This is a genomic window from Bacillus sp. hwrm1 (assembly GCF_040207805.1).
Lineage (GTDB): Bacteria > Bacillota > Bacilli > Bacillales > Bacillaceae > Bacillus > Bacillus velezensis.
Map to the genome: position 1 here is coordinate 3,209,405 of NZ_CP157943.1, position 24,052 is coordinate 3,233,456.

The 24,052-nt window shown below is 48.1% G+C and carries 16 protein-coding genes, 16 tRNA genes, 3 rRNA genes and 1 riboswitch; of the genes, 4 read left to right on the plus strand and 31 right to left on the minus strand.

Annotation, left to right across the window (positions count from 1 at the left end):
- Positions 1-21: 21 nt before the first annotated feature.
- From ABK447_RS16040 to ABK447_RS16065, 6 genes are all read right to left on the minus strand, one after another.
- On the minus strand, positions 22-987 hold the full coding sequence (locus tag ABK447_RS16040; RefSeq protein ID WP_015239443.1) for an ABC transporter ATP-binding protein: 966 nt from the start codon (positions 985-987) through the stop codon (positions 22-24).
- Positions 980-1,966 carry an ABC transporter ATP-binding protein gene (locus ABK447_RS16045; protein ID WP_094031615.1) on the minus strand — a complete coding sequence of 329 codons (987 nt, stop codon included), beginning with the start codon at positions 1,964-1,966 and terminating at the stop codon, positions 980-982. Before ABK447_RS16045 ends, ABK447_RS16040 begins: the two co-directional genes overlap by 8 nt.
- Positions 1,963-2,868 (minus strand): oligopeptide ABC transporter permease, encoded by a 906-nt coding sequence (gene opp4C / locus ABK447_RS16050; protein WP_014417251.1) that lies wholly within the window; start codon positions 2,866-2,868, stop codon positions 1,963-1,965. Before opp4C ends, ABK447_RS16045 begins: the two co-directional genes overlap by 4 nt.
- Positions 2,869-2,880: 12 nt before the next feature.
- Positions 2,881-3,804 carry an ABC transporter permease gene (locus ABK447_RS16055; protein ID WP_232518278.1) on the minus strand — a complete coding sequence of 308 codons (924 nt, stop codon included), beginning with the start codon at positions 3,802-3,804 and terminating at the stop codon, positions 2,881-2,883.
- Between the two features lie 101 nt (positions 3,805-3,905).
- The gene (locus tag ABK447_RS16060; RefSeq protein ID WP_094031613.1) at positions 3,906-5,627 is read right to left on the minus strand and encodes an ABC transporter substrate-binding protein; all 1,722 of its coding nucleotides are present in this window, start codon (positions 5,625-5,627) and stop codon (positions 3,906-3,908) included.
- Positions 5,628-5,629: 2 nt separating this feature from the next.
- Positions 5,630-5,809, minus strand: a complete 180-nt coding sequence (locus tag ABK447_RS16065; RefSeq protein ID WP_003155431.1) for an FbpB family small basic protein — start codon at positions 5,807-5,809, stop codon at positions 5,630-5,632.
- Between the two features lie 258 nt (positions 5,810-6,067).
- Here ABK447_RS16065 and ABK447_RS16070 point away from each other — a divergent pair, with 258 nt between their 5' ends.
- A complete protein-coding gene (locus ABK447_RS16070) occupies positions 6,068-7,423 on the plus strand; it encodes an FAD-binding oxidoreductase (RefSeq protein ID WP_094031912.1) in 1,356 nt (451 codons plus the stop codon).
- Between the two features lie 40 nt (positions 7,424-7,463).
- Here the strand turns inward: ABK447_RS16070 and thiC are convergent, their stop codons facing one another.
- The 23 genes from thiC to ABK447_RS16185 all read right to left on the minus strand — a co-directional run bounded on the left by thiC (position 7,464) and on the right by ABK447_RS16185 (position 19,698).
- A complete protein-coding gene (thiC, locus tag ABK447_RS16075) occupies positions 7,464-9,236 on the minus strand; it encodes a phosphomethylpyrimidine synthase ThiC (protein WP_094031612.1) in 1,773 nt (590 codons plus the stop codon).
- A gap of 121 nt (positions 9,237-9,357) precedes the next feature.
- Positions 9,358-9,468: riboswitch (TPP riboswitch) on the minus strand.
- A 49-nt stretch (positions 9,469-9,517) separates the two neighbouring features.
- Positions 9,518-10,216, minus strand: coding sequence for a Type 1 glutamine amidotransferase-like domain-containing protein (locus ABK447_RS16080; protein ID WP_094031611.1), 699 nt, complete (start codon positions 10,214-10,216; stop codon positions 9,518-9,520).
- A gap of 85 nt (positions 10,217-10,301) precedes the next feature.
- Positions 10,302-11,873, minus strand: a complete 1,572-nt coding sequence (locus ABK447_RS16085; RefSeq protein WP_124934895.1) for a Na+/H+ antiporter NhaC family protein — start codon at positions 11,871-11,873, stop codon at positions 10,302-10,304.
- 145 nt (positions 11,874-12,018) lie between these two features.
- Positions 12,019-12,100, minus strand: a tRNA-Leu gene (locus tag ABK447_RS16090).
- A 244-nt stretch (positions 12,101-12,344) separates the two neighbouring features.
- Positions 12,345-12,433, minus strand: a tRNA-Leu gene (locus ABK447_RS16095).
- Between the two features lie 7 nt (positions 12,434-12,440).
- Positions 12,441-12,511: transfer RNA gene (locus ABK447_RS16100), tRNA-Cys, on the minus strand.
- Between the two features lie 6 nt (positions 12,512-12,517).
- A tRNA-Gly gene (locus ABK447_RS16105) sits at positions 12,518-12,592 on the minus strand.
- 53 nt (positions 12,593-12,645) lie between these two features.
- A tRNA-Gln gene (locus ABK447_RS16110) sits at positions 12,646-12,717 on the minus strand.
- 9 nt (positions 12,718-12,726) lie between these two features.
- Positions 12,727-12,802, minus strand: a tRNA-His gene (locus tag ABK447_RS16115).
- Between the two features lie 29 nt (positions 12,803-12,831).
- A tRNA-Trp gene (locus tag ABK447_RS16120) sits at positions 12,832-12,905 on the minus strand.
- An 8-nt stretch (positions 12,906-12,913) separates the two neighbouring features.
- Positions 12,914-12,998: transfer RNA gene (locus ABK447_RS16125), tRNA-Tyr, on the minus strand.
- Between the two features lie 11 nt (positions 12,999-13,009).
- Positions 13,010-13,082: transfer RNA gene (locus ABK447_RS16130), tRNA-Thr, on the minus strand.
- Between the two features lie 3 nt (positions 13,083-13,085).
- A tRNA-Phe gene (locus ABK447_RS16135) sits at positions 13,086-13,161 on the minus strand.
- Positions 13,162-13,171: 10 nt separating this feature from the next.
- A tRNA-Asp gene (locus ABK447_RS16140) sits at positions 13,172-13,248 on the minus strand.
- Positions 13,249-13,255: 7 nt separating this feature from the next.
- Positions 13,256-13,332: transfer RNA gene (locus ABK447_RS16145), tRNA-Met, on the minus strand.
- A gap of 7 nt (positions 13,333-13,339) precedes the next feature.
- Positions 13,340-13,415, minus strand: a tRNA-Val gene (locus ABK447_RS16150).
- A 10-nt stretch (positions 13,416-13,425) separates the two neighbouring features.
- Positions 13,426-13,497, minus strand: a tRNA-Glu gene (locus tag ABK447_RS16155).
- 36 nt (positions 13,498-13,533) lie between these two features.
- Positions 13,534-13,624, minus strand: a tRNA-Ser gene (locus tag ABK447_RS16160).
- A 5-nt stretch (positions 13,625-13,629) separates the two neighbouring features.
- Positions 13,630-13,704: transfer RNA gene (locus ABK447_RS16165), tRNA-Asn, on the minus strand.
- Positions 13,705-13,713: 9 nt separating this feature from the next.
- Positions 13,714-13,829: ribosomal RNA gene (rrf, locus tag ABK447_RS16170) — 5S ribosomal RNA — on the minus strand.
- A 100-nt stretch (positions 13,830-13,929) separates the two neighbouring features.
- A 23S ribosomal RNA gene (locus ABK447_RS16175) occupies positions 13,930-16,859 on the minus strand.
- 175 nt (positions 16,860-17,034) lie between these two features.
- A 16S ribosomal RNA gene (locus ABK447_RS16180) occupies positions 17,035-18,584 on the minus strand.
- The 16S, 23S and 5S rRNA genes sit together here with 16 tRNA genes alongside, the layout of an rRNA operon.
- 229 nt (positions 18,585-18,813) lie before the next feature.
- A complete protein-coding gene (locus ABK447_RS16185; RefSeq protein ID WP_015239435.1) occupies positions 18,814-19,698 on the minus strand; it encodes a nucleotidyltransferase-like protein in 885 nt (294 codons plus the stop codon).
- 202 nt (positions 19,699-19,900) lie between these two features.
- Here ABK447_RS16185 and ABK447_RS16190 point away from each other — a divergent pair, with 202 nt between their 5' ends.
- Positions 19,901-20,254 carry a YgzB family protein gene (locus tag ABK447_RS16190; RefSeq protein WP_007408568.1) on the plus strand — a complete coding sequence of 118 codons (354 nt, stop codon included), beginning with the start codon at positions 19,901-19,903 and terminating at the stop codon, positions 20,252-20,254.
- Positions 20,255-20,288: 34 nt separating this feature from the next.
- Here ABK447_RS16190 and perR read toward each other — a convergent pair whose 3' ends face one another.
- Together perR and bcp are read right to left on the minus strand one after the other, a co-directional pair.
- Entirely contained in the window at positions 20,289-20,726 is a 438-nt protein-coding gene (perR, locus tag ABK447_RS16195) for a peroxide-responsive transcriptional repressor PerR (RefSeq protein WP_003155465.1), read from the minus strand.
- A gap of 124 nt (positions 20,727-20,850) precedes the next feature.
- Entirely contained in the window at positions 20,851-21,324 is a 474-nt protein-coding gene (gene bcp, locus ABK447_RS16200) for a thioredoxin-dependent thiol peroxidase (RefSeq protein WP_003155466.1), read from the minus strand.
- Between the two features lie 157 nt (positions 21,325-21,481).
- Here bcp and ABK447_RS16205 point away from each other — a divergent pair, with 157 nt between their 5' ends.
- Positions 21,482-22,771, plus strand: a complete 1,290-nt coding sequence (locus ABK447_RS16205; protein ID WP_007408567.1) for a glutamate-1-semialdehyde 2,1-aminomutase — start codon at positions 21,482-21,484, stop codon at positions 22,769-22,771.
- A 209-nt stretch (positions 22,772-22,980) separates the two neighbouring features.
- Positions 22,981-24,045 (plus strand): aromatic acid exporter family protein, encoded by a 1,065-nt coding sequence (locus ABK447_RS16210; RefSeq protein WP_007610190.1) that lies wholly within the window; start codon positions 22,981-22,983, stop codon positions 24,043-24,045.
- Positions 24,046-24,052 lie beyond the last annotated feature (7 nt).

Here is a 24,052-nt window from a genome sequence, read left to right on the forward strand (position 1 = left end):
ATAAAACCGTTTTTTTCTCAATTATACGAAGTGGCATGCCACAAAATGATGAAGCCCTTTTTCTGACAGCGCCGGACTTTTCTCAGCACATATCTTCTTGGCTGCCGGGCATCTCGTTCGGAATTTACAGCCTGAAGGCGGATCAGAGGGGCTCGGTATATCACCCTTTAAAATTATCCGCTCCCTTTTCGCTCCGGGATCAGGAACAGGCACGGCTGATAACAGCGCTTTCGTATAAGGGTGAAGCGGCCGTGAAAAGAGCTCCTCCTTTGACGCGTATTCCACAATCGTCCCTAAATACATAATGGCGACCTTCGTACATAAGTGCTCCACCACGCTTAAATCATGAGAAATGAACAAATATGACAGCCCGTGCTGTTTTTGAAGGCTGCTGAACAAATTGATCATCTGCGCCTGGATGGAGACATCTAACGCCGCCACGGGTTCATCCATAATGATAAATTGCGGCTTGAGCGCCATCGCTCTTGCAATCACGATCCGCTGCCGCTGCCCTCCGGAAAATTCATGCGGATAACGGTCGATAAAGTTTGCGGAAAGGCCGCAGGCTTCAAGAACTTCCGCCGCTTTATCACGCGCGTTCCGTTTTACCGCCAATTGATGCTCGATCATCGCTTCACCAATGGCTTCTCCGATCCGGCGCCGGGGATTTAAAGAACTGAACGGATCTTGAAAGATGAGCTGCGCTTCTGATCTGAAAGTTTTGAGCTCGCGCCGGCTCATCCGAAACACATCACGCCCCTGAAAAAACACCTCTCCCGCTGTCTTTTCATGAAGCCTCAAAATGGTCTTGCCGATTGATGACTTTCCGCTGCCCGATTCTCCCGCTAAGCCGAACACTTCTCCCTTTTCTATCGTAAAACTGACACCGTCAACCGCTTTTACGGGATTTTTGCGGGTCTTTCTCATCCCCCCATGCTCCTCGTAATATTTTTTCAGCCCCTTGACCTCCAGCAACACATCACTCATCTGCTTTCTCCTCTCTGTAAAGCCAGCACGCCGCCTGATGCCCCTTCCCGAATTCAGTAAAATGCGGGCTCGATCTCCGGCATATTTCCGTGCTGTGTTCACATCGCTCCGCAAAATAACAAGACGATCCCGACAGGTCCGCAAGCTCGGGGACCTGCCCCGGAATGGTGTACAGCATCTCCCTTCTTTGACCGATAACCGGCTTGGCCGCGAGCAGCCCTTTCGTATACGGATGCTTCGGATCAGAAAACAGCTTTGCAACCGGTCCTTCCTCCACAATTTTTCCCGCATACATGACAATCACATAATCAGCCATTTCAGCAACCACGCCAAGGTCATGAGTAATGAATAAAATAGACGTGCGAAATTGCTTTTTCATATCCCGCAATAAATCCAATATCTGCGCCTGAATGGTTACGTCAAGCGCTGTCGTCGGCTCGTCGGCAATGATCAGTTTCGATTCGCAGCTTAGCGCGACAGCCGTCATGATGCGCTGCAGCATGCCGCCGCTCAGTTCATGAGGATATTGGTGCATAACCTGCTCGGCATGCGGGATCTCCACTAACGTGATCAGTTCAACGGCCCTCCGCCATGCTTCTTTCTTACTCAGCAATAAATGTTCGCGAATCGGTTCGGCCAGCTGCTCACCGATTGTAAACACCGGATTCAAAGATGTCATCGGTTCCTGAAATATCATCCCGATTTCGCTGCCGCGGATTTTCTGCATGTCTTTTGGTTTCAATTCCAACAGGTTCCGTCCGGAAAAATGCACCGCTCCCCGTTCGATTCTCCCCGTCTCGGGAATAAGCTGCATAATGGACAATGACGCCATGCTTTTCCCGCAGCCGGACTCCCCTACAATACAAACCGTTTCCTCCTCATGTATCGTAAAGCTGACATCGTCCACGGCCTTTACCGCCCCCTCCTCTGTATAAAAAGCCGTTTCCAAATGCATCACTTCTAAAAGCGGTTTTTTCATTTCATTTTCACCTGCCGTTTTACCTTAGGATCAAAAGCGTCTCTTAAACCGTCTCCAAGCAGATGAATCGCCACAACGGTCAGAAAAATGGCCGTTCCCGGCGGAATCCACAGCCACGGACGGAGTGTAAAATCCATAAAATGATTCGCCGCTTCCATCATGTTTCCCCAAGAAGGTGTCGGCGGAGCAACGCCAAGCCCGAGAAAACTCAGCGCCGATTCACTCAGCATCGCTCCCGCCACATGCAAAGTCGCCGCTACCAGTAATAACGGCAATGTATTGGGAAGCAAATGATAGAGGATTTTCCGTTTATCACTAAGCCCCAAAACTTCCGCGGCCATCATAAACGGCTGCTCCTTCAGCGACAAAATCTGTCCGCGTACAAGCCGCGCCAGACCGGGCCATCCGATCAAGCTTAACATCATCATAATCAGGTACATCCTGTATTCAGAAGGCACTTTCCACTCCGACATCACCGCAGCCAAAATCAAAAGCAGCGGCAGGCCCGGGATGGACATGAGCATATCAGCAATGCGCATAATGATCATATCAGCGGCTCCCCGATAAAATCCGGCCGCAGCCCCGAGTAAAGAACCGATGACAAGCGACAGCACCATTGAAGCAAGCCCCACGGTCAGAGAAATCTGCCCCGCCAGCATCAGCCTCGTCAGCACATCTCTCCCGTACTGGTCAGTTCCCAGCCAATGATGGATTCCCGGCTGCTGATTGGCATTTGAAATATCCGTCCGATCTGTTATGTACGGAGAAAAAGACGGCCCGATAAAGCACAATAAAAACATAAAACATAAGAAAAGAAGACTGATGACCGTCAGCTTATGCTGCAGCAGGCGGCGGTACGTCTGCTTCCAAAGAGAAGGCGGCACCCCTTTTTGTTTTTTCATTCCGAACACCCCCTATTTCAGCCTGACCCGCGGATCAACCGCGGCATAAGCGATATCCGCCAAGAAGTTCCCCACAATCGTTAAACAAGACAAAAACAAGGTAAACGCCATCAAAACCGGATAATCACGATAATGCACAGATTCCAGCTGAATACGTCCGACACCCGGCCACCCGAAAATCTGTTCAATAATGATGGCTCCGGAAAACAGTCCCGGCAGTTCAAAAGCAAGAAGAGTGATGGCCGGAATGAGCGCGTTTTTCAACGCATGTTTCCAGATGACGGTGCGCTCTTTCAATCCCTTCGCTCTCGCCGTTCTGATATAATCCTGTCTGATCACGTCCAGCATGCCGGAGCGGAAATACCTTGTCAGCGAGCCGATGCCGAGCATAGATAAAATCACGACCGGAAGAATCATATGTCTGGCGGCTTCAAGCACGTACGAAAAACCTGTACTCGTGCTTCCGGTATCAATCATCCCGCCGACGGGCAATATTTTCAAATCCACCCCAAACCACTTAATAAACAGAAGGCTGATAAAAAAAGACGGGAACGCCATGGAAGCAAAAACAAGAAACGTCACGATCCCGTCAAACCATGAGTATTTCCTGACAGCGGATATGACACCCGTTATCATCGCGGCTGACCATGTGACAAGCAACGCCAAAAACGCGACAAAAAACGAATTCCAGACATATTTCCGAAGCAGTGACAGGACGTTCTCCTGATATTTCAAAGAAAACCCAAAATCTCCGCTGAGCACATTTCCGAGCCATGTCACATAGCGCTGCCAAATCGGCTGATCCAGCCCGTAAAGCGCTTTTAACTCCTGCGCTCTTTCAGGAGTCAGATTGACATTGGAATCAATATAGTCGCCCGGCAGCATGGCGAATAAGAAAAAAATAATAAAGGAAGTACCCAATAAGATCACAAGCATTTGAATGAATCGTTCTGCGGCATACCGTTTCACAAAAAGCCCCTCCTTTCCGCTGAAAGGGCAAAATCCCCAGGATGCACCGGGTATTTTGCCCAACCGTTCTATTGAATTGAGACATTTGAGAGACTTGAACTGATTCCAGAATAATTGTCAGGCTCAAGCCCTTTTATTTTTCCGCTGACCGCCCTTGCGCTCTGACGGTAATGAATCAGAATGTAAGGCGGGTTTTCCCCGAGCTCCCGGTACAGCTGGTGATAAATCTTTTTTCTTTTGCTGATATCAAGCGTGCCGGCTCCTTTCTCTATCAGCCGGTCCGCTTTCGGATTGGAATACCCCGTTACATTATTGGGATGGCCGGAAGCCAGCTTTTCCACCGTGTCATTCGGATCAAGAATCTGCGAGGTGGAAACGGCGGCAAGGTCATATTGTTTGTCATTTATTTTCGCTACTTCTGTATTAAAATCCATCACTTCCGGTTTTAATGAGATTCCGATGTCCGCGTAATTTTCTTTCGCGATCGGGATGAAATCATCATCCGCTTTAGACGTGTAATAGCTGATTTCAAGCTTTTTGCCGTTTTTTTCACGTACACCGTCTTTGCCCGTTTTCCAGCCTGCTTCATCGAGAAGCTTTTTGGCTTTTTCAGGGTTAAACGCGTACCGATTGACATCTTTGTCATCATAAGCCCACGAAACCGGAGACACCGGCACATTCGCGACTTCTCCGTAGCGTTTAAAGCGGACATCGACGATTTTTTGACGGTCAAGTCCGTAAATAAGCGCCTGGGACACTTCCTTATCTTGAAAAGGCGGACGCTTGTGATTGACGTACACAAGCCCGTAATCATTCACGACAGATACGCTTATATTGGCAAAACCGAGACTTTTTAAATGCTGAACCGTATCATCATCAGGTGAGAAAGAAGCGTAATCAAGGTCACCCGTTTCAAACAGCTGAAGGGAAGTTGACGGATCGATAATTTTATAAATCAGCTTTTCCGTTTTCGGTTTTCCTGCATAATAGTGTTCATTAGCCTGATAGCGTATTTCCTGTCCCGGAAGATATTCTGTAAATTGATAAGGTCCCGCTCCGAGCGGTTTGGCATAAAGCTCTTTTAAATAGTCCAGTTTGCCGAATTGATAATTCTTTCCGTAGTAGGCTTCTGACAGCACCTGCCCGCCCAAAAGAAGCAGCGACTTCGCACTGACTTTCTCAGTCGTGATTTGAATGGTTCTGTCATCAAGGACACGAATGCCCTCTATCATCTTTGCCTTTCCTTCTTTGTAAGCCTTACCGCCTTTAATATAAGCCGTGGTGATATCTTCATAGCCCGCATATGCAGGATCATGCAGCAGTGTTAAAGTGAATGCGGCATCCTTTGCGGTCAGCGGTGAACCGTCGCTGAAAACGAGATTTTTTCTTAAACGGAACGTGTATGTAAGCTGATCTTTGGAAATTTTCCAGCTTTCCGCAAGAGCCGGGGTAGGCTTCCCCGTTTTATCCAATTTGACTAACGGTTCAAAAATAGGATCTGTCGCATTTCCGTCCCAGCCGTTTTCGTAAAAGTACGGCAGAAACACACCGCCCGGCGCGGAAATCCCAGCAACAAAAGTGTCAGTTCTGGCTTTCGATTTAGCGGGAATCGCCGCCGGATGAGAAGCTTTAAATTCCTTTGTCTTGACATGGGCAATACGTGTTTCTTCCTTTTTATCCGCCGCAGATGACGGTTCTTCTCCGGCACTCCCGAACGCGCACCCTGATAACATGATGGATACCGACAGCGCGAGTACCGTTGTTTTTATCCTCCATTTTCTCTCCTTCATCTTTATCGAACCCCCGCATGCTTTTCATCTATCTTTATATAAATCTGCTCCATCTGTTCCTCATTTCTCATAATCTCCCGTTTGTTTTTCTCTACAAGCAGTTCGAAATTCAATGTGTGTTTTCTATACTTTTTTCGTTTTTTGCTCTTTTTGCGCACATGTGATACCTTTTTTAACGCCACTTTTCATCCCTCCGCTTTTCATTTCATTCATGACTTTCACGCAAAAAAGGCCCTTATCTGTTTAAAAGATAAGAGCCTTCGGTGATCCGATCAGCCATCGTTTGGAAATATGTAATGATTATGTTAATTCATACAATCCCTACCTGTCAACTACAATTTAAAATATCGTTTCCTTCCGGGGGTTTTCCTCATACACTCTCTCATTTTTCCGCATATGCTAGAAAACATAGCAGAGTACAAGTGAAAGTGAGTGAGAATGTGGAAAAGACAACATTGACCGGTCGCATCGTCAAAAAAGATGACCCGGACTATAATGCTGCGAGAACCAATATCAATTTAAGCCTGCAAAGATATCCAGACATCATTGTGTTTTGTCAAAACAAACATGACGCCCTCAATGCGGTGAGATGGGCGCGTGAGAACAATGTGCCTTTCCGTATCAGAGGCGGAAGACACAGCTACGAAAATTTTTCCCTGTTAAATGACGGACTAGTCATTGATCTCAGTGAAATGAAGAAAATAAGAGTAAATGAGGATAAGCGGCTGGTCTCGATTGAAGCGGGAGCCGAATTGGGGGAAGTCTACCAGACACTTTGGCGGTACGGCTTGACCCTTCCTGCGGGAACCATTGCGAATGTGGGAATCACGGGGCTGACGCTCGGGGGAGGAATCGGATATTTAACAAGGACAGCCGGACTTACTTGCGATCGTCTCCTCCAGCTCGAAATGATCATAGCGGACGAAAAAACAGGTGCTGACTTGATCACAGTCAACCGTTCAAAGCACTCTGATCTATTTTGGGCGTCTCAGGGAGGAGGGGGAGGCAACTTCGGCATTGTCACATCCATGATGTTTAAAGCCGTACCGATCTCGTGCGTGTCTGTTTTTTCTGTCACTTGGGGCTGGGATGATTTTGAGGAAGTATTTAACACATGGCAGCGCTGGGCTCCATTTATAGACAACCGGCTTACCTCATCAATTCAGTTTTGGCCTAAGGAAGTAAACCGCATAGAAGCGCTCGGTCAATTTACCGGGACAAAAGATGAGCTGAAAGAACTGCTGGCTCCGTTAATGAAAGCGGGAAAACCGACAAGCGGCATGGTCAAGACAGTGCCATTTATTAAAGCGGCAGCCTTTTTTAACAGCCCGGGAGGCAATCAGCCGCAAAAGATGAAGCGGTCAGGATCCTTTATTGAAAAACCATTATCAACACGCGCAATATCCACTTTAAAGCGCTATTTAGAGCACGCTCCGAACGAAAACGCCAGTGTCTGGCAGCAATCTCTCGGCGGGGCGGCCGGACGGATCGCTCCGGACCAAACGGCATTCTACTATCGCAACGCAATCATTGCCCAAGAATATATTACAACTTGGACATCTGCTGAAGAAGAAAGACAAAATGTCCGCTGGATCGAAGGACTGAGAACGTCCCTATCAAGAGAAACGATGGGAGATTACGTGAATTGGCCTGATAGAGAAATCAGAAACTGGCTGCAAACATATTACGGAGAAAATGTTCACCGCCTCCGTCAAGTCAAAACGAAATATGATCCGGAAAATATATTCCGCTTTGAGCAGAGCATTCCGCCGCTTCGCCGTTCACCGTTTTTCTAAAAAAGATGAAGATGGGCAAACTCCATCTTCATCTTTTCTTTTATTGATATAAACGGCTTCCCTTCTCTGCAAACTCTTTTGCTTTTTCTTTCAGCCCTTCGTTGACGGCCTCGTCTTCAGTAAGTCCGTTTTCCTTCGCATAATCACGAATATCCTGAGAAATTCTCATACTGCAGAACTTCGGACCGCACATCGAACAGAAGTGAGCCGTTTTTGCGCCTTCAGCCGGCAGCGTTTCATCATGATATTCCATTGCTCTTTCAGGATCAAGCGACAAATGAAATTGATCACGCCACCGGAATTCAAACCGCGCCTTAGACAGAGCATCGTCACGGATCTGTGCACCCGGATGCCCTTTAGCAAGGTCTGCGGCATGTGCCGCGATTTTGTACGTAATGACGCCTTCTCTTACATCATCACGATTCGGCAGCCCCAAATGCTCCTTCGGCGTGACATAGCAAAGCATCGCCGTCCCGTACCAGCCGATCATCGCCGCGCCGATTGCTGAAGTAATGTGGTCATAACCCGGAGCGATATCCGTCGTTAATGGCCCGAGCGTGTAAAAAGGCGCCTCTTTACAAATTTCCAGCTGCTTGTCCATGTTTTCCTTAATTTTATGCATCGGCACATGACCCGGTCCTTCGATCATCACTTGCACATCGTGCTTCCACGCAATCTCCGTCAATTCTCCGAGAGTCTCCAATTCCGCAAACTGCGCTTCATCATTGGCATCCGCAATCGAACCGGGGCGAAGCCCGTCACCAAGAGAAAAAGCGATATCATAGGCCTTCATGATTTCACAAATTTCTTCAAAATGCGTGTACAGAAAGCTTTCCTGATGATGAGCCAGGCACCATTGCGCCATAATCGCCCCGCCGCGGGATACGATTCCCGTCTTGCGTTTAGCCGTTAACGGGACGTAACGAAGCAGTACGCCGGCATGGATGGTGAAATAATCCACGCCCTGCTCCGCCTGCTCAATCAATGTGTCACGATAAATGTCCCACGTTAAATCCTCGGCAATGCCATTTACTTTTTCAAGCGCCTGATAAATCGGCACCGTCCCCACAGGCACGGGGCAGTTGCGGATAATCCATTCACGCGTCGTATGAATGTCTTTTCCCGTGGATAAGTCCATCATCGTATCGGCGCCCCAGCGAATCGCCCACGTCATTTTTTCAACTTCTTCTTCGATAGAAGATGTAACAGCCGAGTTGCCGATATTTGCATTAATTTTCACATGAAAATTCCGGCCGATAATCATCGGCTCGCTTTCCGGGTGGTTGACGTTAGAAGGAATAATCGCCCGGCCGCTGGCTACCTCGTCTCTGACAAATTCGGGAGACACATGCTCACGTATTGCGATAAACTCCATTTCCGGCGTAATGATGCCTTTTCTCGCATAATGCAATTGTGTTACATTTTTCCCCGGCTTGGCCCGAAGCGGTTTCCGCTGTAGGCCGGGGTATTCAGCGGCACGGCCCTCTTTTTTATAACCGTTGTCTTCAGGTCTCACGGTCCGGCCATTATATTCTTCTACATCTCCGCGCCCGGTAATCCACTTTGTGCGGAGCGCCCCCAGCCCTTCATGAATATCAATCTGTACATCCGGGTCTGTATACGGCCCGCTCGTATCATAAACACGGACCGGCGCATTCTCCTCTTCCCCGAATGCCCCCGTAGTCGCACTCAGGCTGATTTCCCGCATCGGCACTCGTATATCGGGCGAAGAACCTTCTGTATAAACCTTTTTACTGCCGGAAAAACTCGACATAATGGAAATGTTCGCTTGCTGTACTGATTGATTTTGCATACAAATCTCTCCTTTATCATTTGAATAACAGAACCAAGCTCAGCACCAGCACAAAAAAACCGGGTTCAAAGAAGAACCCGGTTTTGCAGTCAGAAAGAAACTATTATTGTTTTCATCAACAATAATAAAACCTTTACTTCCCCACGCTGGTACGAACCAGATCAGGTCCAAAGGGTTAAGAAGCCGCCGCTTCTCTCTCAGCCCGCTCAGACGGGCACCCCCAGTAACTATTGATTTCGCTCTCATCGTAACATAAGTTGTGTACAAAAAAAAGCATATTATCAAAATTCAGATAACGGTACGGTCATAAGCTCTGTTTCCCGAACGCCTTCTTTGGTATTAAAAACCCGATAACCCTTTGCGGTTTCCCTGGAAGAGACAGCCCGGAACAGCTGACCGTCTTTATAATGAAGCGCAACACCATCATCAGCGGCATAGCCCTCGCTGAGTTTCTTTTCTGAAATCAGACGGTGATACACCGGCCGGCGCTCCGCTTCTCCGTCATAGTGCGGACAAAAGCTTCCCGGCAAAAATCCTAAAGCTCTTAACTCTCTCAAATCTCCAGCCGAATCCGTCAACCCTTCTTCATACCAGCAAATCGCCCCGGCGCTGAGACCCGCCAACATGATGCCGTTTTCCCAAGCCTCACGAAGAATAAGGTCAATCCCCCACTCTTTCCATAAGACAAGCATATTGCGCGTATTTCCGCCGCCGACATATATAATATCTTTCTTCATGAGAAAGGATCTGAGATCAGAACCCGGCGGTTTAAACAGCGACAAGTGATCCGGCTCATACCGCAGCTTTTGAAAGGCCTGATAAAACCTGCCGATATAATTCTCCGAATCTCCGCTTGCCGTCGGCAAAAAACAAATTTTCGGCTTTGACCGCGCCGACTGCTCTAAAATATACTGATCCAGCACAAGATGATCCGGCTCCATGGAAAAGCCCCCGCCGCCCATTGCAATAATCTGCTTCAATGTCATCACCTCTTTTTTCCTCTAGTATAACAGCTCATAAAAAGGCGTTATCCCCATTTCGGATACCGCCTTTAAAAAGTATTTGTTATCTGAAAAATGAAAACGCACCGTATAACAAAACGGAGATCCCCGCGGCGATAAGCGCCGGAACAAGCTTCGAACGGGCATACTTCACAACATCGATCCCCAACACCGTACAGGTTGTCACCGTATTATCACTGAGAGGAGAAGCAAACGCTCCAAATGTTCCGCTCGCAAACACGGCCCCGATCGCTAATAATAAGCTGGTATGTGACTGAACCGCCAGCGTTACGCCGAGCGGCATTAATAGCCCCCAAGTCCCCCAGGATGACCCGATAAAATAGGATATAACAGCCCCCAGTATAAAAAGAGACGGCGCAATAAACATATGAGGGATCCATGACGTTAAATGAGAAGTAACATATTTCGAGAATCCAAGGTCTTCAGATACTGCTGTTACGGCCCAAATCAGCGATAACATAATAATAACGTTGACCAATTCGTTTCCGCCCTTAATAAAATGGGTAACAAGCTCGCCTGCATGAAAACGCTGAAACATAAAAAGAGCAAATGCTGCAATAACCGCTGCCAATAATGCGGTTAACATGACGCCAAGCATATCGCTTTTGATAAAAGCATTCAAAAACCCTTGTGCTTTTGAATGGCCGTCCCACCAGCTGAGAAAGAGTGTTAATAGCAAAAACAGCCCGATCGGAATGATTAAATTCCAAGGCCGAATCGGTGTTTCGTTAATATAAGCACGGTGCGCCGAATCCAGCTCCTCCTGCTGGTCAGCATGCTCATCACTTTTGAACATTCCCGTATGTCCACCGTGAATATCTGAGATCGTCCCTGTTTCCATGTTGAATGAACCTGATCCTTTTGAAAGCAACACACCCCTGTTCCGCGGAATCGGTTCCGTATTTTTGTTATGTTTGCGAGCAGTAGTTTGTCCGCTCTTTTCTGTTTTTTCTAAGCTTTCGTCCGCTTTTTGTTTCTTAAAAAAGCAGTAATAAATTCCGACTACTATAATCACAATGGAGAAAAAATTGAAGGGAATACTTTTCACATACACCGTGTAAGCCGGCTGATCTATTCCTGACGTTTTAAGGGCCTGTCCGATAATGGAAACCATGTAGCCGACAAATGCCGTTGCTATCGGAATCAAGGCAATGACAGGGTTTGCCGTAAACTCAATGGCATACGCAATTTTCTGTTTCGACAGGTCCAGACGCTTGCTTAAAGCTTTCATGATCGGTGCAATTGTGACGATGCGAAAGTCCGGTTCACTGAACGTGCCAAATGTCGACAGCCATGCAAGCAGCATCGCACCTTTTTTGGTTTTAACTTTTTTACTGATCAAATGGACGAATCCTTTTATCCCGCCGGTCAGCTTTATAATCCCTACAAGGCCGGCAAATGAATATAGAAACACAATGATTCTAATATTATTGGTGACGACAATGTTGCTGATGACATATTGAACCATATGTTCAATCCCGCCAAGCAAGCTGGGATGCAAAAGATAGCTTCCGACCAGCAAACCGACAAACAGACCGGACTGCACTTGCTTTGTAATGATTGAAATGGGAATGACCAGAATAAATGGGATAAGACAAGCCCAAGTCCCTTCCATAAAAAACACCTCTTTCAAAGAACTTCTTGTTAGTATCTTTGAAAAAAGCGGATTTATACAATCAGCAGGTATCATGTTTTCACAAGCCTTGGAGGATATTTTCACACAACAAAAAAGGCTTCTACATATTGTAGAAGCCTTTGTATACCGGTGGCCGGGGTCGAACCGGCACTCCAGAAGGAACACGATTTTGAGTCGTGCGCGTCTGCCAATTCCGCCACACCGGCATGTAATGCGTCGTGTTCAACCGACGTATATAAATGTAACATGTATTTCATAAAACGTCAACGGTTTTAGCAAAGTTTTTTAAATGGTAATGCAGTATATACGATACAAGCAAGAAACTTATATTGATAGTCATTACGTTTTATTATATAAAAAAAGTGATCTGCAATATGCAAATCACTCTCATATATGTTTTATAATGTGAAAACTGATGACCAATTTAACATAGTTCGTTCAAAGTTAAATTGGTGCCGAGGGCCGGACTTGAACCGGCACGGTAGTCACCTACCGCAGGATTTTAAGTCCTGTGTGTCTGCCAATTCCACCACCCCGGCAATAGAAAGGCGACACCCGGATTCGAACCGGGGATAAAGGTTTTGCAGACCTCTGCCTTACCACTTGGCTATGCCGCCGTAATTTGGAGCGGAAGACGGGATTCGAACCCGCGACCCCCACCTTGGCAAGGTGATGTTCTACCACTGAACTACTTCCGCAACATGTAAAAGAACTTAATACATCTTATGCTGTTGTTTTTTAAAAAATGCAACTGGGCTAGCTGGATTCGAACCAACGCATGACGGAGTCAAAGTCCGTTGCCTTACCGCTTGGCTATAGCCCAATGATAAAATGGGGCGATTGATGGGAATCGAACCCACGAGTGCCAGAGCCACAATCTGGTGCGTTAACCACTTCGCCACAACCGCCATAATCTGAAGATGAATAAATAAAATAGTGGCAGGGGCAGTAGGAATCGAACCCACACCGGAGGTTTTGGAGACCTCTGTTCTACCGTTAAACTATGCCCCTATTTAAAATGGTGGAGGGGGGCAGATTCGAACTGCCGAACCCTGAGGGAGCGGATTTACAGTCCGCCGCGTTTAGCCACTTCGCTACCCCTCCATCATTTAGAGTGCCGGCCAGAGGACTTGAACCCCCAACCTACTGATTACAAGTCAGTTGCTCTACCAATTGAGCTAGACCGGCAAATGGTGGCTCGGGACGGAATCGAACCGCCGACACACGGATTTTCAGTCCGTTGCTCTACCAACTGAGCTACCGAGCCTTTTTATAAATGGCGGTCCGGACGGGACTCGAACCCGCGACCTCCTGCGTGACAGGCAGGCATTCTAACCAACTGAACTACCGGACCATTTTTTTGGTTGCGGGGGCAGGATTTGAACCTGCGACCTTCGGGTTATGAGCCCGACGAGCTACCGAACTGCTCCACCCCGCGATGATAATGGTGGAGGATGACGGGCTCGAACCGCCGACCCTCTGCTTGTAAGGCAGATGCTCTCCCAGCTGAGCTAATCCTCCATCATATAAGTGACCCGTACGGGATTCGAACCCGTGTTACCGCCGTGAAAGGGCGGTGTCTTAACCGCTTGACCAACGGGCCCTGGTATTTTTTCGTTTGTTATGTATTGATAATTAGTGGCGGAGAGCAAGGGATTCGAACCCTTGAGACGGGGTTACCGCCTACACGATTTCCAATCGTGCTCCTTCGGCCACTCGGACAGCTCTCCATAAATGGCTCCGCAGGTAGGATTCGAACCTACGACCGATCGGTTAACAGCCGATAGCTCTACCACTGAGCTACTGCGGAATGAAGTCTGCCTGGCGATGTCCTACTCTCACAGGGGGAAACCCCCGACTACCATCGGCGCTGAAGAGCTTAACTTCCGTGTTCGGCATGGGAACGGGTGTGACCTCTTCGCCATCATCACCAGACGTTTTAGTGACATGTATTATTATACTATGTATTTCAGAAAAAGCAAGAGTTTTTTTAAAAATTCTCTCAAAACTAGATAACAGTAAGCATACATTCAAATTGGTTAAGTCCTCGATCGATTAGTATCTGTCAGCTCCATGTGTCGCCACACTTCCACCTCAGACCTATCAACCTGATCATCTTTCAGGGATCTTACTTCCTTGCGGAATGGGAAATCTCATCTTGAGGGGGGCTTCATGCTTAGATGCTTTCAGCACTTATCCCGTCCGCACATAGCTACCCAGCGATGCCCTTGGCAGAACAACTGGTACACCAGCGGTGCGTCCATCCCGGTCCTCTCGTACTAAGGACAGCTCCTCTCAAATTTCCTGCGCCCGCGACGGATAGGGACCGAACTGTCTCACGACGTTCTGAACCCAGCTCGCGTACCGCTTTAATGGGCGAACAGCCCAACCCTTGGGACCGACTACAGCCCCAGGATGCGATGAGCCGACATCGAGGTGCCAAACCTCCCCGTCGATGTGGACTCTTGGGGGAGATAAGCCTGTTATCCCCGGGGTAGCTTTTATCCGTTGAGCGATGGCCCTTCCATGCGGAACCACCGGATCACTAAGCCCGACTTTCGTCCCTGCTCGACTTGTAGGTCTCGCAGTCAAGCTCCCTTGTGCCTTTACACTCTGCGAATGATTTCCAACCATTCTGAGGGAACCTTTGGGCGCCTCCGTTACCTTTTAGGAGGCGACCGCCCCAGTCAAACTGCCCACCTGACACTGTCTCCCCGCCCGATAAGGGCGGCGGGTTAGAAGGTCAATACAGCCAGGGTAGTATCCCACCGATGCCTCCACCGAAGCTGGCGCTCCGGTTTCCAAGGCTCCTACCTATCCTGTACAAGCTGTACCAACATTCAATATCAGGCTGCAGTAAAGCTCCACGGGGTCTTTCCGTCCTGTCGCGGGTAACCTGCATCTTCACAGGTACTATAATTTCACCGAGTCTCTCGTTGAGACAGTGCCCAGATCGTTGCGCCTTTCGTGCGGGTCGGAACTTACCCGACAAGGAATTTCGCTACCTTAGGACCGTTATAGTTACGGCCGCCGTTTACTGGGGCTTCAATTCGCACCTTCGCTTACGCTAAGCGCTCCTCTTAACCTTCCAGCACCGGGCAGGCGTCAGCCCCTATACTTCGCCTTACGGCTTCGCAGAGACCTGTGTTTTTGCTAAACAGTCGCCTGGGCCTATTCACTGCGGCTCTCTCGGGCTTGCACCCTAACAGAGCACCCCTTCTCCCGAAGTTACGGGGTCATTTTGCCGAGTTCCTTAACGAGAGTTCTCTCGATCACCTTAGGATTCTCTCCTCGCCTACCTGTGTCGGTTTGCGGTACGGGCACCTCTCACCTCGCTAGAGGCTTTTCTTGGCAGTGTGGAATCAGGAACTTCGCTACTATAATTCGCTCGCCATCACAGCTCAGCCTTCACGGGAAACGGATTTGCCTATTTCCCAGCCTAACTGCTTGGACGCGGATATCCAATACCGCGCTTACCCTATCCTCCTGCGTCCCCCCATTGCTCAAATGGTGAGGAGGTGGTACAGGAATATCAACCTGTTATCCATCGCCTACGCCTTTCGGCCTCGGCTTAGGTCCCGACTAACCCTGAGCGGACGAGCCTTCCTCAGGAAACCTTAGGCATTCGGTGGAGGGGATTCTCACCCCTCTTTCGCTACTCATACCGGCATTCTCACTTCTAAGCGCTCCACAAGTCCTTCCGGTCTTGCTTCACAGCCCTTAGAACGCTCTCCTACCACTGTTCGAAGAACAGTCCGCAGCTTCGGTGATACGTTTAGCCCCGGTACATTTTCGGCGCAGAGTCACTCGACCAGTGAGCTATTACGCACTCTTTAAATGGTGGCTGCTTCTAAGCCAACATCCTGGTTGTCTAAGCAACTCCACATCCTTTTCCACTTAACGTATACTTTGGGACCTTAGCTGGCGGTCTGGGCTGTTTCCCTTTCGACTACGGATCTTATCACTCGCAGTCTGACTCCCAAGGATAAGTCATCGGCATTCGGAGTTTGACTGAATTCGGTAACCCGGTAGGGGCCCCTAGTCCAATCAGTGCTCTACCTCCGAGACTCTTACCTTGAGGCTAGCCCTAAAGCTATTTCGGAGAGAACCAGCTATCTCCAGGTTCGATTGGCATTTCACCCCTACCCACACCTCATCCCCGCACTTTTCAACGTGCGTGGGTTCGGGCCTCCATTCAGTGTTACCTGAACTTCACCCTGGACATGGGTAGATCACCTGGTTTCGGGTCTACGACCACGTACTCAATTCGCCCTATTCAGACTCGCTTTCGCTGCGGCTCCGCATCTTCTGCTTAACCTTGCACGGGATCGTAACTCGCCGGTTCATTCTACAAAAGGCACGCCATCACCCGTTAACGGGCTCTGACTACTTGTAGGCACACGGTTTCAGGATCTCTTTCACTCCCCTTCCGGGGTGCTTTTCACCTTTCCCTCACGGTACTGGTTCACTATCGGTCACTAGGGAGTATTTAGCCTTGGGAGATGGTCCTCCCGGATTCCGACGGAATTTCACGTGTTCCGCCGTACTCAGGATCCACTCAGGAGAGAACGAAGTTTTGACTACAGGGCTGTTACCTCCTATGGCGGGCCTTTCCAGACCTCTTCATCTACCTCGTTCCTTTGTAACTCCGTACAGAGTGTCCTACAACCCCAAGAGGCAAGCCTCTTGGTTTGGGCTGGTCCCGTTTCGCTCGCCGCTACTCAGGGAATCGCATTTGCTTTCTCTTCCTCCGGGTACTTAGATGTTTCAGTTCCCCGGGTCTGCCTTCTCATATCCTATGTATTCAGATATGGATACCACTCCATTACGAGTGGTGGGTTTCCCCATTCGGAAATCTCCGGATCAAAGCTTGCTTACAGCTCCCCGAAGCATATCGGTGTTCGTCCCGTCCTTCATCGGCTCCTAGTGCCAAGGCATCCACCGTGCGCCCTTTCTAACTTAACCGTTAAAAAGAATCACTACGTGATATCTTGCATTACTAATTGAATGTGAATTACTTCTGTTATCTAGTTTTCAAAGAACAACATCTCGAAGAATCGAATGATCCTTCAAAACTAAACAAGACAGGGAACGTTCTGTTTATAAGACCCAAGGTCTTATATTCCGTTAAAATCCTTAGAAAGGAGGTGATCCAGCCGCACCTTCCGATACGGCTACCTTGTTACGACTTCACCCCAATCATCTGTCCCACCTTCGGCGGCTGGCTCCTAAAAGGTTACCTCACCGACTTCGGGTGTTACAAACTCTCGTGGTGTGACGGGCGGTGTGTACAAGGCCCGGGAACGTATTCACCGCGGCATGCTGATCCGCGATTACTAGCGATTCCAGCTTCACGCAGTCGAGTTGCAGACTGCGATCCGAACTGAGAACAGATTTGTGGGATTGGCTTAACCTCGCGGTTTCGCTGCCCTTTGTTCTGTCCATTGTAGCACGTGTGTAGCCCAGGTCATAAGGGGCATGATGATTTGACGTCATCCCCACCTTCCTCCGGTTTGTCACCGGCAGTCACCTTAGAGTGCCCAACTGAATGCTGGCAACTAAGATCAAGGGTTGCGCTCGTTGCGGGACTTAACCCAACATCTCACGACACGAGCTGACGACAACCATGCACCACCTGTCACTCTGCCCCCGAAGGGGACGTCCTATCTCTAGGATTGTCAGAGGATGTCAAGACCTGGTAAGGTTCTTCGCGTTGCTTCGAATTAAACCACATGCTCCACCGCTTGTGCGGGCCCCCGTCAATTCCTTTGAGTTTCAGTCTTGCGACCGTACTCCCCAGGCGGAGTGCTTAATGCGTTAGCTGCAGCACTAAGGGGCGGAAACCCCCTAACACTTAGCACTCATCGTTTACGGCGTGGACTACCAGGGTATCTAATCCTGTTCGCTCCCCACGCTTTCGCTCCTCAGCGTCAGTTACAGACCAGAGAGTCGCCTTCGCCACTGGTGTTCCTCCACATCTCTACGCATTTCACCGCTACACGTGGAATTCCACTCTCCTCTTCTGCACTCAAGTTCCCCAGTTTCCAATGACCCTCCCCGGTTGAGCCGGGGGCTTTCACATCAGACTTAAGAAACCGCCTGCGAGCCCTTTACGCCCAATAATTCCGGACAACGCTTGCCACCTACGTATTACCGCGGCTGCTGGCACGTAGTTAGCCGTGGCTTTCTGGTTAGGTACCGTCAAGGTGCCGCCCTATTTGAACGGCACTTGTTCTTCCCTAACAACAGAGCTTTACGATCCGAAAACCTTCATCACTCACGCGGCGTTGCTCCGTCAGACTTTCGTCCATTGCGGAAGATTCCCTACTGCTGCCTCCCGTAGGAGTCTGGGCCGTGTCTCAGTCCCAGTGTGGCCGATCACCCTCTCAGGTCGGCTACGCATCGTCGCCTTGGTGAGCCGTTACCTCACCAACTAGCTAATGCGCCGCGGGTCCATCTGTAAGTGGTAGCCGAAGCCACCTTTTATGTCTGAACCATGCGGTTCAGACAACCATCCGGTATTAGCCCCGGTTTCCCGGAGTTATCCCAGTCTTACAGGCAGGTTACCCACGTGTTACTCACCCGTCCGCCGCTAACATCAGGGAGCAAGCTCCCATCTGTCCGCTCGACTTGCATGTATTAGGCACGCCGCCAGCGTTCGTCCTGAGCCAGGATCAAACTCTCCGATAAAGTAGTTTGACTGACTACGCACATCGCTGTGCGATTTATTTAAAACTTTGAATTAACAGGTACGTTTTGTCTTGTTTAGTTTTCAAAGATCATTTCAACCTCATCTCGAGGCGACTTTTTCAGTATAACATTTCAGCGAGTTGCTGTCAAATGTTTTTTTGTTTTTATTTCTCCGCCGCTGTGAGCTTTTTGTTGAAGCGCATCAGCGACGTTTAATAATATACCATGCCTATGATTCAGCGTCAACACTTTTTTTGAAAGAATATCCTCGATGATATACTTCCTGCCCTTTGGTCTCTATTTGAGATACTTCAACAAAGCCTTTTTCCGTCAGGTAATCAAGCATGACACCAAGATCTTGGGTGAAGTGCACCAGTTCAGGGTGCTGAAGCAATTCTCCAAACTGCCACAGTTCTTTTTCTTTCATCACTTGAAAAAGGTGCGCAGAACCGATTTCAGCTTTTGAATGGATGAGAAAATCATTTGCTAAGAATAATAATTCGAGTCTTTTCTCCAAACTTTCGTGACTCTCGACAAGTTCGGAATATAGCTTATATACCTGCGGCTCAATGTGACGGACCTGGTTCCAGACTGTCGTTTCGGGATAAAACCCCCGGTCAATCACTTCTATGCGGGCCAAGTGGTGAAGAGCATGCACTACCGCATAATATGCATCCAGAAAATGATCAGCTTCAAAAAACGCTTTTCCTTCTACAAATCTTCTGATCAGCTTGCCGTATTCCATTCCGATCTTTAATTTCCGCTCGGCGAAAGGAAAAGTGCTGAGCCGGTCATTGAGTTCAGATATATATTCATTGCGGTCAAACAGCACTTTGCCGTTGATGATCCAATCTATGACTCTTCTATTGGTCCCAAGCAGAATCCATTCCTGAAGCAGAGCATCCGTTACAATATGTAAAGAAGCGGTTTTTTGTTCGAATTCATAATGCTTTATAAAAAGAGGTTCATCAGCCTGTTTGACAATGACAAGCATGACCGCATCAAAGTTATCCGTGATGGATGATGCTTTACTCCTTCTCTCAATCATAAGGACGGCCAGCGTATCGGGATGACTTGCTCTTTCTTGGTAAATTGGACGGAGAAGATTGTCCATTACGATTCCTCCAATGCGATTGTTTCACTAGCTATTGTTTCTACATTTCTATGATAAAACATGAAAGTCCTTTTTTCTAAACACATTGCACTATTATAACAAATTTCCTTTCAGGTGCCATATTTATTCTTCCCTTTTCTTACGAAAACATGAAGAATATGCCATCTGTTTTGTGCTATAGTTAAACGAGAGGGGGATGGACATGGCGAAATACTCAAGCAAAATTAATAAGATCAGAACGTTTGCGTTAAGTTTGGTTTTCGTTGGGTTTATCATTATGTACATCGGGCTGTTCTTTAAGCAGTCTGTTTTGCTTGCCAGCTTGTTTATGATTCTCGGCCTGCTGTCGATCGGGCTCAGCACCGCCGTTTATTTTTGGATCGGCATGCTGTCCACAAAAGCGGTCCGGGTGATGTGCCCCGCTTGCGAGAAAGAAACGAAGATTCTGGGCAGAGTGGATATGTGCATGCATTGCAGAGAGCCGCTCACATTGGATAAAGGATTGGAAGGCAAAGCGTTCGATGAGTCTTATAACAGAAAAAACAGTGTAAAATAAACGAAGCTGACCGTATCAAAGCGGTCAGCTTCGTTTAGTGGTTTTCTTTTTTGGAACATTCTTGGCAGACGCCGTAAATCTCCAAACGGTGGTGGCTTACCTTAAACCCCGTGACGTGAGCCGCAAGCTGTTCTACTTCGTCAAGTCCGGGATAATGGAAGTCTACGATTTTTCCGCAGCTTTCACAAATGGCGTGATAATGGTCAGAGGTGACAAAGTCAAATCTGCTGGACGCATCTCCGTACGTCAGTTCCTTTACAAGCCCCGCTTCCCGGAATACACGCAAATTGTTATACACTGTCGCAACACTCATATTAGGGAATTTCCCTTCCAAGGCTTTATATATATCGTCCGCTGTCGGATGTGCCATAGAATCCACGAGATATTCCAGAATGGCATGACGTTGAGGAGTAATCCGGACTCCCGTATCCTTCAACGTGTCTAAGGCTTCTTTTAATTCATGTGCAGCCATCCGTCATGCACCTCTCTTCTAAAAAAGATTCTTACTTTATAATGTTTATAATTAGTGTACATCTTTTTCCGGTCTCCTGTCAAATGTAATCTGAAGAAAACCCCGTGAGTTCAGCATTTGTCCATTAATTAGACGCAATTTGTTCCAATTCGCGAAGCGCCTCGGCAACGTGATCTTTCACTTTTACCTTTCTCCACTCCTTCACAAGACGGCCTTCTTTGTCTAACAAAAAAGTGGATCGCTCGATACCCATATATTCTTTCCCAAAATTCTTCTTCAGCTTCCACACATCAAAAGCTTCCGCCAATTTGTGCTCATCATCAACGAGGAGCTGGAAAGGAAGATCGTGTTTTTGCTTAAATTTTTCATGTTTGTCACGGCTGTCAGGGCTTACTCCGATGATAACGGCATCAAGTCCCGCGAAACTTTCGTGCTGATCACGGAAATCACATGCTTCCGTCGTGCATCCGGGTGTCATGTCTTTCGGATAAAAATAGAGAACGACGTACTTCCCTTTAAAATCCGTCAATGCTACTTCTTCCCCGCTGTCATTCACCAATTTCATATCCGGTGCTGTTTGTCCGATTTCAATCGTCATTTCTTATACCTCCGGGTTTTTTATTAAGCGTATCCAATTCACGTTAAGATTACAACCGTTATCCTCCCGCTCTTTTCTGGAAGCATGAACCGTTGTGCTCGCAATGAAGCATGCTACAATAGAACATGATGTAAGGAGATATTAGGAGGGTCATTTTTTGTATACAAAATCAGTTGAACTTCATAAGGAAGCGTTAGAGCATATCGTCGGAGGCGTGAACAGCCCGTCCAGATCCTATAAAGCGGTAGGCGGCGGTTCACCCGTTGCGATGGAAAAAGCGAACGGCGCTTATTTCTGGGATGTAGACGGGAATCAGTATATCGATTATTTAGCGGCTTACGGCCCGATTATTACCGGACATGCCCATCCGCATATTACTGAAGCGATTAAAACAGCGGCTGAAAACGGCGTGCTGTACGGGACGCCGACCAAACATGAGGTCACTTTCGCCAAAATGCTGAAGGAGGCCATTCCTTCACTTGATAAAGTACGATTCGTAAACTCAGGCACTGAAGCGGTAATGACAACGATCCGGGTTGCACGCGCTTATACAGGCCGGACAAAAATCATTAAATTCGCTGGCTGCTATCACGGCCATTCTGATCTTGTACTTGTCGCTGCGGGTTCCGGTCCGTCTACGCTCGGCACTCCTGATTCCGCCGGCGTGCCGAAAAGCATCGCCAATGAGGTGATTACCGTTCCTTTCAATGACATTGAAAGCTACAAAGCCGCGCTGGATAAATGGGGTTCAGAAATTGCAGCGGTTCTCGTCGAGCCGATCGTCGGCAACTTCGGCATCGTTGAACCTGAAGAAGGATTTTTAGAACAGGTAAATGAATTGACCCATAAAGCGGGCGCGCTCGTCATTTATGATGAAGTGATCACGGCGTTCCGTTTTATGTACGGAGGCGCGCAGGATCTTCTTCAAGTGAAGCCTGATTTAACGGCGCTCGGTAAAATTATCGGGGGCGGCCTGCCGATCGGCGCTTACGGAGGCAAAAAAGAGATCATGGAGCAGGTTGCTCCGCTCGGCCCGGCATATCAAGCCGGCACAATGGCCGGAAACCCGGCATCTATCCTATCAGGCATCGCCTGCCTGGAAGTGCTGAAGGAAGAAGGCGTTTATGAGCGGCTTGATGAGCTCGGCGCCAGACTTGAGCAAGGCATTCTCGCCCATGCGGAGACACACGGCATTACCATCACCGTCAACCGTTTAAAAGGCGCGCTCACGGTTTACTTCACTGATGAAAAGATCGTCAATTACGAGCAGGCGGAAAATACGGACGGAGAAGCATTCGCCAAGTTCTTCAAGCTGATGCTTGAGCGCGGCATCAATCTCGCTCCATCGAAGTATGAAGCTTGGTTTATCACAACCGCACATACTGAAGAGGATATCGACGCCACTTTACAGGCCGTTGAAGATGCGTTCAGACATATGAAAAAATAACTGCTGAAACAAGCGGGAGCCCGGGGCTTCCGCTTTTTCTTTTTGTCCGATTTGTGAGATAATGGTTTTTTCAAAAAAAGACCTTGAATAATTGGTATGATCCCTGTATATTACTTTATTGTTTAGCAAATCAGCCGACAGGGAAATGTAAGTGTCAGCCGTTCGTTCGGCACATAATTTATTAGAGAAAGGAATGCACGCACAAACCAATGAAACTTGGTGCCCGCATTTTTAAAACAGGGATTGCGATTACGCTCGCGCTCTACTTAGCATCATGGATCGGACTTCCGTCGCCGATCTTTGCCGGGATTGCAGCTATATTTGCCATACAGCCCTCTATTTACAGGTCTTTTCTTATCATTATTGATCAGGTTCAGGCAAATATCATCGGCGCTGTCATCGCTACGGCATTCGGACTGATTTTCGGACCGAGTCCGATTATGATCGGATTGACCGCAGTGATTGTCATCACGATCATGTTAAAACTGAAAATTGAACACACCATTTCGATTGCGCTCGTGACGGTTATCGCAATTTTAGAAACACCGGGAAACAGCTTCCTGACGTTCGCTCTGATACGAACAAGCACCGTTATTTTAGGCGTGCTGTCTTCTTTTATTGTGAACCTTGTGTTTCTTCCGCCGAAATACGAAACGAAGCTGACTCATCATACGGTTGAATATACCGATGAGATCATGAAATGGATCAGGCTGACGATGCGTCAGTCCACGGAACACTCGATATTGAAAGAGGATATTGAGAAGCTGAAGGAAAAGATGATGAAGCTTGATCATACGTACCTTCTTTATAAAGAGGAGAGAAGCTACTTTAAGAAAACGACGTATGTAAAGTCGCGCAAGCTTGTATTGTTCAGACAGGCGATTATTACGGCGAATCGGGCGCTTGATACGCTGAAAAAGCTGCACCGCTATGAAAACGAGATTTATCATATGCCGGAGGAATTTCAGGAGACGCTGACAGAAGAAATTGATTATCTGCTTCATTGGCATGAAAGGATTCTGATGCGGACGGTCGGCAAGATCAAACCGCATGATGACGATGCTGAAGAAAGCATAAGATATAAACAGCTTTTGACGAAGTCTTTCTTGAAAAATCAGCAGAACTGCGAGGATGAACTGCTTGATTACAATATGCTCAGCATTATGGCTGCGGTTGCGGAATACCGCGAGCAGCTGGAGCATCTCGATACATTAATTACGAGTTTTCAGACATACCACCCGAAAGACAGCGAATTAGAAACAGACGAAGAGTAACCCGGTG

Excerpts from the sequence above, each read along its gene's own strand:
- ABK447_RS16040 (WP_015239443.1), bottom strand. The coding sequence starts at position 987 with ATGAGTGATGTGTTGCTGGAGGTCAAGGGGCTGAAAAAATATTACGAG.
- ABK447_RS16045 (WP_094031615.1), bottom strand. The coding sequence starts at position 1,966 with ATGAAAAAACCGCTTTTAGAAGTGATGCATTTGGAAACGGCTTTTTAT.
- opp4C (WP_014417251.1), bottom strand. The coding sequence starts at position 2,868 with ATGAAAAAACAAAAAGGGGTGCCGCCTTCTCTTTGGAAGCAGACGTAC.
- ABK447_RS16055 (WP_232518278.1), bottom strand. The coding sequence starts at position 3,804 with ATGCTTGTGATCTTATTGGGTACTTCCTTTATTATTTTTTTCTTATTC.
- ABK447_RS16060 (WP_094031613.1), bottom strand. The coding sequence starts at position 5,627 with ATGAAGGAGAGAAAATGGAGGATAAAAACAACGGTACTCGCGCTGTCG.
- thiC (WP_094031612.1), bottom strand. The coding sequence starts at position 9,236 with ATGCAAAATCAATCAGTACAGCAAGCGAACATTTCCATTATGTCGAGT.
- ABK447_RS16085 (WP_124934895.1), bottom strand. The coding sequence starts at position 11,873 with ATGGAAGGGACTTGGGCTTGTCTTATCCCATTTATTCTGGTCATTCCC.
- ABK447_RS16185 (WP_015239435.1), bottom strand. The coding sequence starts at position 19,698 with ATGGACAATCTTCTCCGTCCAATTTACCAAGAAAGAGCAAGTCATCCC.
- ABK447_RS16190 (WP_007408568.1), top strand. The coding sequence starts at position 19,901 with ATGGCGAAATACTCAAGCAAAATTAATAAGATCAGAACGTTTGCGTTA.
- perR (WP_003155465.1), bottom strand. The coding sequence starts at position 20,726 with ATGGCTGCACATGAATTAAAAGAAGCCTTAGACACGTTGAAGGATACG.
- bcp (WP_003155466.1), bottom strand. The coding sequence starts at position 21,324 with ATGACGATTGAAATCGGACAAACAGCACCGGATATGAAATTGGTGAAT.
- ABK447_RS16210 (WP_007610190.1), top strand. The coding sequence starts at position 22,981 with ATGAAACTTGGTGCCCGCATTTTTAAAACAGGGATTGCGATTACGCTC.